The sequence below is a fragment of the Micromonospora sp. HK10 genome, from assembly GCF_000982955.1.
Lineage (GTDB): Bacteria > Actinomycetota > Actinomycetes > Mycobacteriales > Micromonosporaceae > Micromonospora.
Genome location: NZ_KQ058902.1, coordinates 50,391 through 65,504 on the forward strand (window position 1 = coordinate 50,391; position 15,114 = coordinate 65,504).

The window sequence follows — 15,114 nt, forward strand, 5'->3', positions numbered from 1 at the left end:
GATGAGGTGGTGGGGGTGGTGTTTTCGGGTACGTCGGGCCGGACCGCCGTCGGACTGACGGCGGCCTGGCGGTCGCGGTGGATCAGGCGGTGGTGGCCCGGTTGCGGGCCAGGAACTGGGTGAGACTGCGGAACTGCACCTGCTGGACCAGGACGGCGACCACGATGATGCCGCCCTTGACCATGTTCTGGGCCTCGGTGGAGAGGCCGTTGATGGCGAAGAGGTTGGTGATCGTGGAGAAGATGATCACCCCGAGCAGGGAGCCGACGATGGTGCCCCGCCCGCCGCTGAGCAGCGTGCCACCGATGATCGCGGCGGCGATCGCGTCCAGCTCGTAGAGGTTGGCCATCGCCGCCTGCGCGGAGGTGGCCTGCGCGGTCAGCATGACCGCGGCGATGCCGCAGCACAGACCGGAGAGCGCGTAGAGCAGCAGGGTGTGCCGGCGGACGTTGATGCCGGCGAGCCGGGCCGCCTCGGGGTTGCCGCCCACGGCCACCGTACGGCGGCCGAAGGTGGTCCGGTTGAGCAGCACCCAGCCGGCCAGCACCACCGCGGCCAGGATGTAGACCAGCAGCGGGATGCCGAGCACGTTCGTGCTGGCGATGCCGTTGATGAACTGGTTGTCCGAGACCTGGGTCTGCTTGTCGGAGATCTCGGCGGCCAGGCCGCGGGCGGCCACCATCATGGCCAGCGTGGCGATGAACGGCACCAGCCGCCCGTACGAGATGAGCAGCCCGTTGACCACGCCGACGGCCAGCCCCACGGTGAGCGCGCTGAAGATCATGCCGCCGGCGCCGTAGCTCTGCGTCGCGACGGTGGTGCACCAGACCCCGGCCAGGGCGACGATCGCGCCGACCGACAGGTCGATGCCGCCGCCGATGATCACGAAGGTCATCCCCACGGTGACCACCCCGACCACCGAGGCGAGCTTCAGGATGGTGAGCGTGTTGCCCCACACCCAGCTCGCGTCGCCGTAGAGGTCGGGCCGGGTGAGGATGCCGATGACCACCAGCACCACCAGGGTGGCCAGCAGGCCGAGGTTGCGCCGGGCGCCCTCCCCGCCGTCGCCGCGCCACCAGGAGAGCCGCGCCCGGGCGTCGGCCTTGGCGGTCTCGGCCGGGTCGACCGGCGGCGACTGGGCCGGCAGCCCCGCCGACCGCTGCGGCGGGGCCGTGGGTGTCGTCTCGGTCATGCCGGTGCACCTTCCATGAGGGACCCCGCCATCACGAGGTCGAGCACGGTGTTCTCGTCGAGTTCGCCGGCCGGGGCCTCCCGGACCACCCGGCCCTCCCACATCACCAGCACCCGATCGGCCAGGCCGAGCACCTCGGGCACCTCGCTGGAGACCAGCAGCACGCCGACGCCGCGCGCGGCGAGGGCCCGGATCACCTGGTACAGCTCGGCCCGGGCGCCCACGTCCACGCCCCGGGTCGGCTCGTCGAGCAGCAGCAGCCGGGTGCCGCCGAGCAGCCAGCGGCCGACCACCACCTTCTGCTGGTTGCCGCCGGAGAGGGTGCGTACCGGCCGGCGCACGTCGCGGGGGCGCAGCTCCAGCGAGTCGGCGATCCGGTCCGCCGCGTCCCGTTCCCGGCCGGCGTCGGTGAACCCGAGTCGGGCGTACCGGCCGAAGGTGGACAGGGTGACGTTGCGGTAGATCGGCTCGCCGAGCAGCAGCGCCTGGCTCTTGCGCTCCTCGGGGGCCATTCCCATGCCGGCCCGCACGGCCGCGCCGACGCTGCCCGGGCGGAGCGGGCGCCCGTCCATCCGGACCGTGCCGGCGTGCGCCCGCCGGGCGCCGTAGATGGTCTCCAGCAGCTCCGAGCGGCCGGAGCCGACCAGACCGGCGATGCCCACCACCTCGCCGGCCCGCACGCTCAGCGAGACGTCGGCGAACTCGCCGGTCCGGGTGAGCCCGTCGACCCGCAGCAGCTCCGCGCCGTCGACCTCGCCGGCCGGGCGCGGCGGGAAGACGTACTCGATGGTCCGCCCGGTCATCCGGGCGACCAGGTCGCGGGTCGGCGTGTCGCGGGCCGGCAGGTTCGCCGCGGTGGTCCGGCCGTCCTTGAGTACGGTGACCCGGTCGCCGATCTCGCGGATCTCCTCCAGCCGGTGCGAGATGTAGATGACCGCGATGCCCTGGGCGGCGAGTTCCCGGATGATCCGGAACAGGTTGGCCACCTCGTCGTGGGCCAGCACCGCGCTCGGCTCGTCCATGATGATCAGTCGGGCCTCGTGCGACAGCGCCCGGGCCATGCTGACGATCTGCTTGCCGGCGGCGGGCAGGTGGCGGACCAGCCGGCCGGGCGGGATCTCCGGGTGGCCGAGCCGGGTCAGGATCTGCCGGGTCCGGCGGGCCGTCTGCCCGCGCCGGACGAAGCCGATCCGGCGCGGCTCGTGGCCGAGGAAGGCGTTCTCCGCCACCGACAGGTCGTCGACCAGGTCGAGTTCCTGGTAGATGGTGGCGATCCCGGCGCGCATGGCGGTCTGCGGGTTGGCGAAGGCGGCCGGGCGGCCGCGCCACTCGACCTCCCCCGAGTCGGGCCGGTGCACCCCGGCGAGCACCTTGATCAGGGTGGACTTGCCGGCGCCGTTCTGCCCGAGCAGGCAGTGCACCTCGCCGGCCCGCACCTCGAGCTGCACCCCGTCCAGGGCGCGTACCCCCGGGAAGGTCTTGACCACGTCGGTGAGGCGCAGGACCACCTCGCCGGCGACGGTGCCGGCGGGGGCCTCCACCAGGGGCGCGTTCGTCACGTCGGCCTCCTCACGCTGCTGCGGGGTCACGCCGCCTCCCCGAAGGCGAGGTCGCTGGCGAGCACGGCGGCGCCCGCGACGCCCGCGCGCGGGCCCAGTTCGGAGAGGACGACCGGCAGGTTGCCGGTGGCCAGCGGCAGCGACCGGCGGTAGACCACGCTGCGGATCTCGGCGAGCAGGATGTGGCCGAGCTGGGCCAGCCCGCCGCCGATCACGATCATCGACGGGTTGGTGAAGCTGACCAGGCCGGCCAGGATGCTGCCGACCCGGCGGCCGCCGACGCGGATGAGCTGGATGCAGGTGACGTCCCCCTCGACCGCCCCCTGCGCCACGTCCAGCGCGGTCACCGCGCCGCCGGCCGCGAGCCGCTCGGCGAGCGCCGGGGACGTCCCGGCGCGGACCGCGGCGGCGGCCTCCCGGGCCAGCGCCGCGCCGCTGAACACCGCCTCCAGGCAGCCCAGGTTCCCGCAGGAGCACATCGGACCGTTCGGGTCGACCTGGATGTGGCCGATGTCGCCGGCGCATCCGTCGGTGCCCCGGTAGACCTGGCCGTTGAGGTAGATGCCGCACCCGATGCCGGTGCCGATCTTGATGAAGAGGAAGTCGTCGACCGAGCGCGCGACGCCCCCGTGCCGCTCGCCGATCGCCATGATGTTGACGTCGTTGTCGACCACCGCCGGGCAGCCGTGCTCCCGGGTCAGCAGCTCACGGACCGGGTAGCGGTCCCAGCCGGGCATGATCGGCGGGGAGACCGGCACCCCGTCGCGGAAGCTGACCGGCCCGGGCACGCCGATGCCGATCGCGTCGAGCCGCTCGTACGCGCCCTCCACCCGGGCCTTGTGCAGCAGCTCGTTGACCCGGTGCAGGATCACCTTGGGGCCGGAGCGGATGTCGGCCGGCTCGGCGTAGGCGGCCACCGGTTCGAGCCGGCCGTTGACCACTTCGACGTCGATCGAGCTGGCTCCGAGGTCGACGGCGGCGAACCGCAGGCGCGGGTTCAGCTCGACCAGGGTGGAGCGCCGGCCGCCCCGGGACGCGGCCAGCCCCGCCTCGGCCACGTAGCCGAGGCCGACCAGCCGTTCCAGCTCGGCCAGCAGGCGCGGGCGGGGCATCTGCAACCGGTCCGCGAGCTCGGCCCGGGACACCGCGCCCTCGTCGCGCAGCAGTCGCAGCAGCCGCACGTGCAGGGGATCCACCGTCCGCACCGGGGCGCACCTCCGCATCGGAGTCATCGACAGCGACGCGACGGCGACGTGTCGTGTCCGTCACAGTAGGAGGCTTCCAAGTGGCATGTCCAGAGCTTCAGAACTTCTGGCCCAAACTTTTGTCCGTCTGAACAAAAGCGCGAAATGGATCAAGAAAAGCCGCCCCGCCGCCGGTGGGCACCGGGGGCGGGGCGCGGGTGGTCGTGACAGGTGGCCGTGGCGGGACGGCCGCGGTCAGCGACGGTTGGCCGCGTTGCGCTTCTTGCGCAGCTTGCGGTCGTCACGCAGCTCGACGTAGGGCTCCTTGTCGGCCGGGTGCCCGGCCTCGATGGCGCGGCCGCGCTCCAACTCGGCGTCGAACTCGGCGCCGAGCAGGATGGCGATGTTGCTCAGCCAGAGCCAGACCAGGAAGATGATCACGCCGGCCACCGCCCCGTACGTCTTGTTGTACGAGCCGAAGTTGCTGACGTAGAGCGCGAAGAGGCCGGAGACGACCAGCCAGATGACCACCGCCAGCACGCCGCCGGGGCTGACCCAGCGGAACCCGCCGTGCCGGGCGTTCGGCGAGGCCCAGTAGAGGATCGCGAACATCAGGCTCACCAGGAGCAGCAGCACCGGCCACTTGGCGATGTTCCAGACCGTGAGGGCGGTCGAACCCAGCCCGATCGCGTCGCCCACCTGCTCGGCGAGGCCGCCGGTGAACACCACGATGACGGCCGCGACCAGCAGCATCACCCCGATCACCGCGGTCACGCCGAGCCGGATCGGCAGGGTCTTCCAGATCGGCCGCCCCTCGGGCACGTCGTAGATGCTGTTGGAGGCACGCATGAAGGCGGCGGTGTAGCCGGAGGCCGACCAGAACGCGGCCAGCAGACCGATCACCGCCGCGATGCTGGCCAGCCCGCCCGACCGGCCGGCCTGGTCGATCGCGGTCTCGATGATCTGCTGGATGTTCGGCTCCGGCACCGCCTGGCCGACGGCGTCCTTGACCCCCTCGGTGGCCCGGTCGCCGAGCAGCCCGAGCAGCGAGATGAGCACCAGCACGCCCGGGAAGATGGACAGCACCCCGTAATAGGTCAGCGCCGCCGCCCAGTCGGTGAGGCTGTCCTCCTGGAACTCGCGCACGGTCCGCTTGAGCGTCGCCACCCAGCCGCTGCCCGGCAGGTCGGTGGGGCTGTCCGGCCCCTCGTCGGGACCGACCGGCCCGGTGCGGTCACGCCCGGCCTGGCCGGTGCGGTCAGCCCCGGTGTGGGCGGCGCGCTCAGCCCCGGTGTGGGCGGTGCGGTCGGCCGCGGTGCGGGCGGCGGACTCATCGGTGGCCATCGGCCCTCCTCGTCGTCGGCGTCGTCTCCGACATGCCCGACGACCAGGGTGGTTAACCCCTACCGGTAGAGCATCCGGCTCATCCGCCGGGACGCCAACGCCAGCATGCCGGCGGTCAGCGCCACCAGGTATGCCACGTCCAGCAGCCAGCCGCCGGAGCCGCCCACGCAGATCTCCCGGATCAGGTGCACCGACCGGTAGAGCGGCGTCACCTCGACCAGCCAGCGCAGCGCCACCGGGTATGCCTCGGCCGGCACGAACGTGCCGGAGAACAGGAAGAGGGTGAACTGCGCCGACCCCATCAGGTCGAAATCCTGCCAGCTGCGCATCAGGGTGGAGACGGTCATGCCGAGCGCCCCGAACGCGAAGCCGACCAGCACCGCGGCCGGGAACGCGGCGGCGGCCCGCGCGGCGGTGGTCAGGTCCGCCACCACCATGATCACGAGGAACGCGGCCGAGTAGAGGCTGCCCCGGATCATCGCCCAGGCCAGCTCGCCGAGGGCGATCTCGAACGGCTGCACCGGGGTGGCGATCACCCCGTCGTACAGCTTCATGAACTTCATCTTGCCGAAGAAGTTGAAGGTGGTCTCCGACAGTGCCCCGCTCATCGCCGACGAGGCGAGCATCGCCGGGGCCACGAAGGCGGCGTACGTGACCACCTGCCCGCCCGGCAGGGTGAGGTCGCCGACCAGCGCGCCCACTCCGACGCCGATGGAGAAGAGGTAGAGCACCGGCTCCAGGAAACCGGAGACCAGCACCAGCCAGTACGCGCTGCGCAACGCCGTGAAGTTGCGCTCGGCCACCGAGGCGGAGCGGCGCGGCCCGCCCTCGAAGCTGACCAGCCGGGGCAGGACCAGAGTGACCACGGACATCCTCCCCTAGACGACGAGCGCGCGGCGGAACACCCGCCGCGCCAGCAGCCAGCCGCCGACGGACCAGGCGGCGAGGTAGAGCAGGTGGCCGGGCACCGACCACTGCGGGGCCACGCCCAACGTGGCCGCCCGGCACAGGTCCACGCCGTGCCAGAGGGGCGTCACGTACGCCACCTGGCGCAGCCCGCCGGGCAACTGCTCGACGGGGAAGAACACCCCGGCGAAGAGGGTCATCGGGATCACCGCGAACCGGAACAGCAGGGCAAGGTAGCTGTCGCTCGGCACCGCGGCGCTGAACGCGAAGACCGGCGCGGCCACCGCCAGGCCGAGCAGCAGCCCGACCAACGGCACGACCGCCGCCCACGGCGAGCGCAGCGCCCCGAACAGCGCGGTGACCAGCAGGAACGCCACCGTGCTGGTGAGCACCCGGAACAGCACGAAGGCCAGGTGGCCGCCCATGATGTCACCGATCCGCAGCGGCGCGGCCGCCTGGGCGGAATAGGTGCCGATCCAGCGGAAGTTGCTCAGCACCGGCCAGGTGGACTCGGCGACCGCCACCTGGAACGCGGTCGAGGCGATCAGGCCGGGGACCAGCCAGTCCAGGTAGGGCACCCCGCCCACGCCCCGGTCCACGTACGCCCCGACGCCCACACCGAACCCGAGCACGGTGAGCACCGGCAGCAGGAACGAGGAGAAGACCCCGGCCCGCCAGGTGCGCCGGTAACCGACCAGGTAGTAAGCGAACACCGCCAGCGCCGGCACCCGGGCCACCCCCGGCCCGGCCCGCTCCGCCACGCTCACGTCGACCACCCCTGCGCTCCGCCCACGTCGGCCTTCCTACCCCTGGGGTACGACAGTCGCCGGTCACCCTACGGCCGGGCATCCGGTGCCGTCGCGGGAGTTTCCGCCGTCACGAGCTCGACAAGAGGGAGCGCCTGCCGGGGTCAGGCGAAGTCGACCGCGTGATCGGTGGCCCACTGGTCGAACGAACGCGCGGGCCGCCCGAGCACCGCCGCCACGTCGTCGGTGACCCGCTCGGGCGTCTCGACCATCGCGGCCCAACCGGCCAGTGCCGCATCCGCGAACGCCGGGCTGCCCATCGCCGCGGCCAGCATCGGGCGGATGGCCTGGGTCCGGCCGATGAGCGTACGGCCGCAGGCGATGCCACCGAATTGGACTCGGACGTAGCGGTAGCTGCGGGCGGTGTTCACTCGGATGCGGTGACGAGGATGTCGCCGCCGCCGGAGTGGACACCGATCCTGTGCGCGGAGGCAGCGTCGGTGGGGATCTCGACGGTGGTCGTGCCGCCGGAGCCCTGCGCGTCGATGCTGTAGCGGTCGCGGGGTAGCCGGAGCGTGACGTCACCACCGCTACTGTCCACGCGGACGGACTCGGGCGGCTTGGTGAACGTGAGCTGGATGGCGCCGCCGCCGGTCCGGGCCGTGATGGTGGCCGGGGTGATCCCGCTCGCGTCGACCGCTCCGCCGCCGGACGTCAGGTTCAGCTCGCCGGACAGGCCGGTGACGGAGATGGTGCCGCCGGCACTGTCAAGCGTGGCCTTGAACCTGGCCGGCACCTCGAGGTGGTAGTCGACACCGCAGTTGCCTCGGTGGCCCTGGCAGCCCGACGTAAACGTGAGATCCGACCCAACGACGTTGTGCTGCGGTACCGGTTTCGCGCCGGTGTACCGGATGGTCTCGGTGACGTGCACGGTGTCGCCGGAGCCGGCCGTGACGGTGATCCGGCCGCCGAGGCTGCTGACGGCGAGGGCGTCAACCTTGTCGGTGAGGTCGTACGCGCGGGTCTCGGTCTGCTGCTGCTCGTCGCAGGCGGCCAGCGGTACGAGCGCCATGGCGAGACAGGCGAGTGCGGTGATGCGGGTGCGCACAAAGTGGCCTTTCCAGACGGTCAGGGGAGCAGGAGGCCCCAGTACAGGGCCCAGGGAAGGAAGAGGACGCCGGCCACGAGCAGGAAGCCTTGGCGCAGACGGTCGACGGTGGAAGTACGCCATGCGTGGATCGTCGCGGCGGTGGTGATGACGGTTATGAGCGCGACGGCCTGGAGCGCCAGCCAGAACACGGGCCGCCCACCTAGCATCGGGCCCGGTGAGATGCCCTTCCAGTTGGCGCTCTCGGCCACGGTGACGAAGTACGCGACGAAGCCGATGACCGCGGTGGCACCTGTCGCGGCGAGGAGCCGGGCGGGACGAGCGGCGGTTGCCGCACGGCGGGACACTCGCCGGACAAGAGCGACGATCGGGTAGGACAGGAAGCCGGTCAGGAGCACGGCGAGGGCGATGAGCTGTGCGGGCCAGGACTCCCACCATGCCGAGGGGGCCAGTGCGACGCTGTGCGCCTGCTGCGCCGGGGGTTGATCGACGTGCGGCGGCGGAATGGTGCCGGCGCCGACCGCGCGGACCCAGTCGCCGACGATCTCCGGGTACGACGGGAACAGTTCGTTGGTGAACATGCCGGTGTCGTCGAGGACTCGCAAGGTGTGTCCTGCGCTGGGGATGAACCGGACGGTCAGCGGCGAGCGGATCGTCTGGCGCAGGACAGCGACGCTCTCGGCGGGCGGCACTTGCGTGTCGGCCGTTCCGTACACGGCGAGGACCGGCTGCGTGACGGCGGACAGCGCCGGCCGTGGCTCGTAGTCGGCCTCGGCGAACAGTCCTGCGTCGTGCGCGAGCCGGTAGAACTTGTTGGACAGCGTGTCGGTGAGCGCGCCGGAGACTCCGGCGTCGGCCAGTTTGTTGCGCATGTTCCAGTTCTGGACGCGCAGCGGTGGCAGGGCCGGGGCGGAGGCGAGGATGAGGAAGGCGATGTCCTTCGACCGGCTCGCGGCGATGGGCATGACCCAGCCGCCCTCGCTGATCCCCCAGAGCCCGACGACGTTCGGCTTCACTCCGGGTTGCTTTCGCAGGACGCCGACCGCAGCGACGACGTCGTCGGCGAGCAGCGAGTACACCGGGTTGTCGAGCGGGCGTTTGTCGTACGCGAGAACGGCGATCCCCTGTCGCGCGAAGGCGATCGCCTCCGGGGTGACGCTTGCCCGCTTGCCGTTGCCGGAGCCGTGCACCAGCACCAGTCCGGGCAGCGGGCCGGACGCGGCGCGAGGCGCGAAGACCGTACCGGCAAGGGTCTTTCCGCCGGCCGTAGGAATTCCGACGTCGGTCGTGGTCAGGTCGGCCGGGACCGGCGCCGGCGGAGGGGCGGCGGCTGACGGTAGGCCGGTCAGTGCGATGGCGACGAGCACCAGGCTCAGGATTCGGACAGTGCGTGCGGTCACCGGACGATCATCGAAGAACCGGTGTGCGCAGCCATCGCCGCCGCGAACGGACCTACCTGGGTCGCGGGAGCGGTTCTGGTCTCACTCCACAGAGGGAGGCGGCTCGCCGACGACGACGAGACCGGACTCGTACGCGGCCACGACCGCCTGTGCCCGGTCCCGCAGGCCGAGCTTGGCGAGCACACTGCTGACATGCGTCTTGACGGTGTGCTCGCTGACCACCAGCCCGGCTGCGATCTCGGCATTGGTCAGCCCCCGGCCGAGGAGCTGCAGCGTCTCGCGCTCCCGCGGGGTGAGCCGGTCCAGGCCGGTCCAGGAGTTGGGCGGCGGCGCCTGCCTGCGGACCGCCGTCTCGATCAGCCGGGTGGTGACCGCTGGGGCGAGCAGCGACTCACCAGCGGCGACGACCCGGACCGCGTGGACCAGTTCGGCGCGGCGGAGGTCCTTGAGCAGGAAGCCGCTCGCTCCGGCGCGCAGCGCGTCGTACACGTAGTCGTCCTGCCCGAATGTCGTCAGCATGAGCACCCGTACGGGTTCGCCGCTCAGCCGCTGGGTGGCCTCGATGCCGTCCATCCCCGGCATTTGGATGTCGAGCACCAGGACGTCGGGGGTGTGCTCGTGAACGGCGGCCACCGCCTCGGCGCCGTCAGCGGCCTCGGCGACGACCTCCATGTCGGGCTCGGCGTCGAGGATCGCCGCGAAGGCGCCTCGCACGAGCTCCTGGTCGTCGGCGACCACGATGCGGATGCTCATCGCGCGACCTCCGCCGCCGCGTCGGGCAACCTCGCCTGCACCTGGAAGCCCCTGCCGCCGGGCAGCGGCCCGACCGACGCGGACCCACCGCAGGACGCGGCGCGTTCCCGCATGCCGACCAGCCCCTGTCCTCGGCCGTCGGTCTGGGGCCCTCGGCCGTCGTCGGCCACGGTGATGACGAGTTCGCCGTCACGCCAGTCGAGCGTCACCGTCACCGTCTCCGCCCCCGCGTGTTTGAGCACGTTGGTCAGCGCCTCCTGGACGATCCGATACGCCGCGACCTCGGCTTCGGGCGTTACGGTACCGGGCCGTCCGCAGACGATCAGCGTGACCGACGTGGAGCCGACCCGGGAGACCGTGTCGACGAGGCCCGGGATCCCCGCGAGCGTCGGCTGCGGGGTGCGCGCGCTCTCGCCACCGGCGTCAAGGACGCCGAGGATCCGGCGCACCTGGGCCATGGCGTCCCGGCCCGCCGTGGCGATCGCCTCGAACGCTGCCTCTGTACGAGCAGGGCCGTGCTTCATCGCCACCGGCCCTGCCTCCGCCTGCGCGATCGTGATGCTCACCGCGTGGGCCAGGATGTCGTGCATGTTCCGCGCGATCCGGGACCGTTCCCGCTCGGCCTCCAGCTCCCGCTCGCGTTCGAGGTGCCGGGCGCGCTCCTGAAGCATCCGTACGTACTCCTGTCGGTTGGCCCACGCACGGCCCATCGCATACGCGGTCGTCCACAGCAGCGCTCCCCGGGCAGCGGTCTCGAACGAGCCGGTGAGAATGAACGCACCCCACGCGATGACCACGACGGCGCTGACCCGCTGCCAGCGGGGCGCTTGCGCGGCGACAGTGAACATGGCGATCAGCGCTCCATACCAGAGGGGCTGGCGTGGCCCGTCCGGAACGAACGTGTACGCGGCGGCGGCAAGCTCGCTCACCATGAGGACGGCGAACGGTGCCCTCCGCCGCCAGATCACCGGCACCGACACGGCAACACAGATGACGTACGCGGCGATCGGCCAATCTCGGCCGCCGGACACGAACGGGGCAAGCTGGGCGACCAACGCGACAACCACCAGCCCGGCGTCCACCGCTATCGGCGGCAGCCCGCGCGCCCGCCGTACCACTCGTTGGTACATGATCCGATTCTGACGTACGGGCAGCGTCGAGACACTCGCCGGTGGATCGATGTGCCGCCTGGCGATGATCGAGGCGTGCCAGCGGGTCGGCCTCACCCTGGCCGAGGTGGGCCAGGCACTCGCGGCGCTGCCGCCGGGCCAGGCACCGACACGACAGGGCTGGGATGCGCTCGCCGAGCGGCTGCGCACCGAAGCCGACTCCCGTATCGAGCAGCTCAGCCAGGTGCTACGCGACCTTGCCACCACCCGTGAGCCCGCCCCCACCCCGGTCGGGTGTCTGACGATCGTAGAGGGCCGCTACGCCCGCTCTGGGGCGTGCGCGACGAACGCGCGCCAGGCGTCGGGGGCGAAGGCCAGCACCGGCCCGCACCGGTCCTTGGAATCGCGTACGACGACCACGCCGGGCAGGTTGCCGGCCACCTCCACGCAGGCGCCGCCCTGGCCGCTGCTACGGGTGCTCTTGCGCCACCGGGCGCCGCTCAGGTCCATGTCTCCGCCACTTCCGCTATCAGTTGGAGGGGCTGCCGCTGCGACAGTGCCTCACCCCGATGGGCTCCCACACCTCGACCATCCGCAGGTACTCGGTCCGGTCGATCACCTGCCGCCGCCGCGCTACGGCCGATCAGGGGTGCGCGCCAGGAACGCCCGCCAGGCAGCCGGGGCGAAGGCCAGCACCGGCCCGCACCGGTCCTTGGAATCGCGTACGACGACCACGCCGGGCAGGTTGTCGGCCACCTCCACGCAGGCGCCGCCGCCACCGTTGCTGCGGGTGCTCTTGCGCCACCGGGCGCCGCTCAGGTCCATGTCTCCGCCACTCCAGACGGCTATGAGCAGTTGCCAACCCGGGCGACGAACGCGCGCCAAGCGTCGGGGGTAAAGGCCAGCACCGGGCCGGCCGGATCCTTGGAATCGCGTACGACGACCACGCCGGGCAGGTTGTCGGCCACCTCCACACAGTTGCCGCCCTGGCCGTTGCTGCGGGTGCTCTTGCGCCACCGGGCGCCGCTCAGGTCCATGTCTCCGCCACTTCCGCTACCAGTTGGAGGGACTGCTGCTGCGATAGTGCCTCACCGCGGATCGACTCCCACACCTCGACCATCTGCCGCACGAAGTCGGTTCGGTCGACCACCTGCCCGTGTAGCTGCCCTTCCACATAGACGACTTCCTCTCCGCCGGGCACGGTGGCGATCACGAACGGGCCGCCGAGGCCAGCGTAAGCCCCGGCAGAGAGCGGCACGACCTGGATTCTGACCCGGGGCAGCGTGGAACCGAGATTCACCAGATGCCGCAACTGCTCGCGCATCACCTCCGGCCCACCGATTCGGCGGCGTAGCACGTACTCGTCGATGACCACGGCGAGCAGCGGCGGTCGGTCGCGGGCGAGCGCGGCTTGGCGGTCCAGCCGGGTCGCCACCTGTTGTTCGATCTCGTCCGGCGCGAACAACCCGCCGCCGGCATGGATGGCGCGGGCATATGCCTCGGTCTGCAACAGCCCCGGAACGTAGAGCGGCTCGAACGAACGCAGCGCCGTCGCCTCGTCCTCGATGCCATGCCAGTCGCGGAACCAGGGCACCACGGTCTCCCGGCTGATCCGGCGTTGGATGCGTTCGAACCGGCCATCCGAGCCGAACACCGTGTCGCAGCGGCGGGCGAAGTCGAGGCTCGGCCGGCGCTCGCTGGTCTCCACCTTGGCGACCAGGGCACCGGAATAGCTCAGTGCCTCGGCCAGCGCCGCCTGGGACATCCCGCTGCTCGCCCGGGCGAGCCGTAGCTCCTCCGCGAAGTGGTCCAACATGGACGACAGTTCCACGGACAGCCTCCGTACATCTTCGTACCGCAGGGAGTGGGCCGCCATACGCGCTGGTCGTCGGCGCGCGGGGCCTCCCAGCGTAGTCGGGTCCTCAGCAGACTGTCACGCAGCGGGACCGCTCCCGGGATCGGACGGCGGGCGGAACCAGGCCGGGGCGCCCACGCACAGCGCGGTGCGCGGGCGCCCCTTCCCACCCATGGCGGAGGTCCATCCATGCGACTCACCTTCTGGCGCTGCCGGCGCCCCACCCCACCCGCCCCGCTCCCCCGGCGTACGCCCAATGGGCCGCCGGCCTGGGCGACCGCGCCGACGGAGGCCCTCCCGCTCGACGGCCCCGGACGGCCGGGGCGGCTGACCCGCGCGCAGGAGTGGCGGGCGAACGGCGGTCGCTGGGTGCCCGCGCCGCGCCGCGGCGAGGGCGACGGCCATTGGTCGCCCCCGCCCCGCGACAACCAGGACGGCGGGCGCTGATGCCGCGTTACCGCCCGCACGTCGCGGCGCGCCCGTCCTGGCGCTGCCGGGTCTGCGGCGCCGCGTGGCCGTGCTCCCCGGCCCGGCTCGCGCTGCTCGGCGAGTACCGCGAGGACCGGACCGCCCTGCTGATCTACCTGGGCACGCTCCTGGGCGAGGCGATGACCGACCTCGGCGGGCCGACCGGAGGCGACGCGCCGGCGGGGCTGGCCGACCGCTTCGTCACCTGGGCCCGGGCCCGGTGATCAGTCCACCAGGGTGCGGCCGGTGAGATGGAGGAAGACGTCCTCCAGGCTGCTGCGCCGGACCAGGACACTGGCCGGGACGAGGCCGCGCCCGGTCACCGCCGCCACGGCGGCGTCGCCGTCGGGCACGTAGAGCAGGACCCGGTCGGGCAGCACCTCGACCCGCTCGCCGAGCCCGTCGAGCTTGCCGGCGAACGGCTCCTGCGACTCGGCGGCGAAGCGCAGCTCCACCACCTCGCGGGTCGAGTGCTCCTCGATGAGGGCCCGGGGCGAGCCCTCGGCCACGATCCGGCCGCCGTCCATCACCACCAGGCGGTCGCAGAGCTGCTCGGCCTCGTCCATGTAGTGGGTGGTGAGGACCAGCGTGACGCCCTGCTGCTTGAGCCGGAACAGCCGCTCCCAGACCAGGTGCCGGGCCTGCGGGTCGAGCCCCGTGGTGGGCTCGTCGAGCAGCACGATCTCGGGGTTGTTGACCAGGGCGCGGGCGATGGTCAACCGGCGCTTCATGCCACCGGAGAGCGGCTCCACCTTGCTCTCCGACCGCTCGGTGAGCTGCACGAAGTCGAGCAGCTCGGCGGCGCGCTCACGGGCCACCCGGCGGGGGATGCCGAAGTAGCGGGCGTAGGTGGTCAGGTTCTCCCGGACGGTGAGCTCCGGATCGAGGTTGTCCAGCTGCGGGCAGACGCCGAGCCGGCCCCGGATCGCGGGCCCGTCGCGGACCGGGTCCAGGCCGAGGATGCGCAGCTCCCCACCGGAGGGCGGGGAGATGCAGCCGATCATCCGCATGGTGGAGGACTTGCCCGCGCCGTTGGGCCCCAGGAAGCCGAACGCCTCACCCGGGCGGACCTCGACATCGATGCCGTCGACGGCGGTGAAGTCGCCGAACCGCTTCACCAGCCCGCGCGCCTCGATGAGTGGATGAGCCGTGGTCATCGCCCGACCCTAGTCGCCGGGTCCGACACGTTCGACCGGGTTACCGGTCCACCAGCCGAAGCCGGGCCGATACACAGCGTCACCTCGATCACGCATTGTGACCGCCTCCGCCCCGGCTCGACCCCTCCGACAACTCGGACCTACGGCCACCATGGTGGACAGATCGAATCGGGCCGCCCGCAATTCCGGAAGCCCACTACGCCCTTCGGTCCAGCAATTGCGAAAACCACTCTGAATATGCCTGCACTGAGTAATTGATCTTCGATTTTCGTTACCCAGCGCAATCACAACCGGCAATGTTCCCACGTGTACGCGATTCGCGTATCGTGCCCC

At 71.9% G+C, this 15,114-nt stretch carries 17 protein-coding genes and 2 pseudogenes; 3 read left to right on the forward strand and 16 right to left on the reverse strand.

The annotated features are described in order from the left end of the window. Nucleotides 1-82 precede the first annotated feature (82 nt). The 11 genes and pseudogenes from LQ51_RS30775 to LQ51_RS30825 form a co-directional block, all read right to left on the reverse strand. On the reverse strand, nucleotides 83-1,192 hold the full coding sequence (locus LQ51_RS30775) for an ABC transporter permease (RefSeq protein WP_046571818.1): 1,110 nt from the start codon (nucleotides 1,190-1,192) through the stop codon (nucleotides 83-85). Beyond that, nucleotides 1,189-2,700 (reverse strand): sugar ABC transporter ATP-binding protein, encoded by a 1,512-nt coding sequence (locus tag LQ51_RS30780; RefSeq protein WP_197087962.1) that lies wholly within the window; start codon nucleotides 2,698-2,700, stop codon nucleotides 1,189-1,191. Before LQ51_RS30780 ends, LQ51_RS30775 begins: the two co-directional genes overlap by 4 nt. A 77-nt stretch (nucleotides 2,701-2,777) precedes the next feature. Continuing rightward, the gene (locus LQ51_RS30785; RefSeq protein ID WP_046571819.1) at nucleotides 2,778-3,956 is read right to left on the reverse strand and encodes an ROK family transcriptional regulator; all 1,179 of its coding nucleotides are present in this window, start codon (nucleotides 3,954-3,956) and stop codon (nucleotides 2,778-2,780) included. A 234-nt stretch (nucleotides 3,957-4,190) separates the two neighbouring features. Beyond that, nucleotides 4,191-5,279, reverse strand: a complete 1,089-nt coding sequence (locus tag LQ51_RS30790) for a YihY/virulence factor BrkB family protein (RefSeq protein ID WP_082159741.1) — start codon at nucleotides 5,277-5,279, stop codon at nucleotides 4,191-4,193. Nucleotides 5,280-5,338: 59 nt separating this feature from the next. Further along, a complete protein-coding gene (locus LQ51_RS30795; RefSeq protein WP_046571880.1) occupies nucleotides 5,339-6,145 on the reverse strand; it encodes an ABC transporter permease in 807 nt (268 codons plus the stop codon). A 12-nt stretch (nucleotides 6,146-6,157) separates the two neighbouring features. Next, nucleotides 6,158-6,952 (reverse strand): ABC transporter permease, encoded by a 795-nt coding sequence (locus LQ51_RS30800; RefSeq protein WP_369799916.1) that lies wholly within the window; start codon nucleotides 6,950-6,952, stop codon nucleotides 6,158-6,160. A gap of 143 nt (nucleotides 6,953-7,095) precedes the next feature. Then, nucleotides 7,096-7,278, reverse strand: a pseudogene (locus tag LQ51_RS30805) (NmrA family transcriptional regulator); the annotation flags it as partial. A gap of 80 nt (nucleotides 7,279-7,358) precedes the next feature. Next, complete coding sequence (locus tag LQ51_RS30810; protein WP_156313288.1) at nucleotides 7,359-8,162, reverse strand: DUF4097 family beta strand repeat-containing protein; 804 nt, start codon at nucleotides 8,160-8,162, stop codon at nucleotides 7,359-7,361. Beyond that, nucleotides 8,060-9,439, reverse strand: a complete 1,380-nt coding sequence (locus tag LQ51_RS30815; protein WP_082159743.1) for an alpha/beta hydrolase family protein — start codon at nucleotides 9,437-9,439, stop codon at nucleotides 8,060-8,062. Before LQ51_RS30815 ends, LQ51_RS30810 begins: the two co-directional genes overlap by 103 nt. Before the next feature lie 81 nt (nucleotides 9,440-9,520). Then, nucleotides 9,521-10,192 (reverse strand): response regulator, encoded by a 672-nt coding sequence (locus tag LQ51_RS30820; protein ID WP_046571827.1) that lies wholly within the window; start codon nucleotides 10,190-10,192, stop codon nucleotides 9,521-9,523. Next, nucleotides 10,189-11,418, reverse strand: coding sequence for a sensor histidine kinase (locus tag LQ51_RS30825; RefSeq protein WP_197087960.1), 1,230 nt, complete (start codon nucleotides 11,416-11,418; stop codon nucleotides 10,189-10,191). The genes LQ51_RS30820 and LQ51_RS30825 overlap by 4 nt, the downstream gene beginning before the upstream one ends. Here LQ51_RS30825 and LQ51_RS34685 point away from each other — a divergent pair. Beyond that, nucleotides 11,387-11,503, forward strand: a pseudogene (locus LQ51_RS34685) (MerR family DNA-binding protein); the annotation flags it as partial. The gene LQ51_RS30825 and the pseudogene LQ51_RS34685 overlap by 32 nt on opposite strands. Nucleotides 11,504-11,619: 116 nt before the next feature. Here LQ51_RS34685 and LQ51_RS30830 read toward each other — a convergent pair. From LQ51_RS30830 to LQ51_RS30845, 4 genes are all read right to left on the reverse strand, one after another. Further along, the gene (locus LQ51_RS30830) at nucleotides 11,620-11,811 is read right to left on the reverse strand and encodes a DUF397 domain-containing protein (protein ID WP_046571830.1); all 192 of its coding nucleotides are present in this window, start codon (nucleotides 11,809-11,811) and stop codon (nucleotides 11,620-11,622) included. A gap of 123 nt (nucleotides 11,812-11,934) precedes the next feature. Beyond that, nucleotides 11,935-12,126, reverse strand: coding sequence for a DUF397 domain-containing protein (locus LQ51_RS30835; protein WP_046571832.1), 192 nt, complete (start codon nucleotides 12,124-12,126; stop codon nucleotides 11,935-11,937). A 20-nt stretch (nucleotides 12,127-12,146) separates the two neighbouring features. Next, entirely contained in the window at nucleotides 12,147-12,338 is a 192-nt protein-coding gene (locus tag LQ51_RS30840; protein ID WP_046571834.1) for a DUF397 domain-containing protein, read from the reverse strand. Next, on the reverse strand, nucleotides 12,329-13,132 hold the full coding sequence (locus LQ51_RS30845; protein WP_231605947.1) for a helix-turn-helix domain-containing protein: 804 nt from the start codon (nucleotides 13,130-13,132) through the stop codon (nucleotides 12,329-12,331). The genes LQ51_RS30840 and LQ51_RS30845 overlap by 10 nt, the downstream gene beginning before the upstream one ends. Before the next feature lie 213 nt (nucleotides 13,133-13,345). Between LQ51_RS30845 and LQ51_RS32550 the strand changes: the two genes are divergently transcribed. Together LQ51_RS32550 and LQ51_RS30850 are read left to right on the forward strand one after the other, a co-directional pair. Further along, nucleotides 13,346-13,603 carry a hypothetical protein gene (locus LQ51_RS32550; RefSeq protein WP_082159744.1) on the forward strand — a complete coding sequence of 86 codons (258 nt, stop codon included), beginning with the start codon at nucleotides 13,346-13,348 and terminating at the stop codon, nucleotides 13,601-13,603. Beyond that, nucleotides 13,603-13,848 (forward strand): hypothetical protein, encoded by a 246-nt coding sequence (locus LQ51_RS30850; RefSeq protein ID WP_046571836.1) that lies wholly within the window; start codon nucleotides 13,603-13,605, stop codon nucleotides 13,846-13,848. The genes LQ51_RS32550 and LQ51_RS30850 overlap by 1 nt, the downstream gene beginning before the upstream one ends. Here the strand turns inward: LQ51_RS30850 and LQ51_RS30855 are convergent, their stop codons facing one another. Then, nucleotides 13,849-14,781: an ABC transporter ATP-binding protein gene (locus tag LQ51_RS30855; protein WP_046571837.1), complete on the reverse strand. Its 933-nt coding sequence runs from the start codon at nucleotides 14,779-14,781 to the stop codon at nucleotides 13,849-13,851. It lies immediately after the preceding gene. Nucleotides 14,782-15,114: the final 333 nt, after the last annotated feature.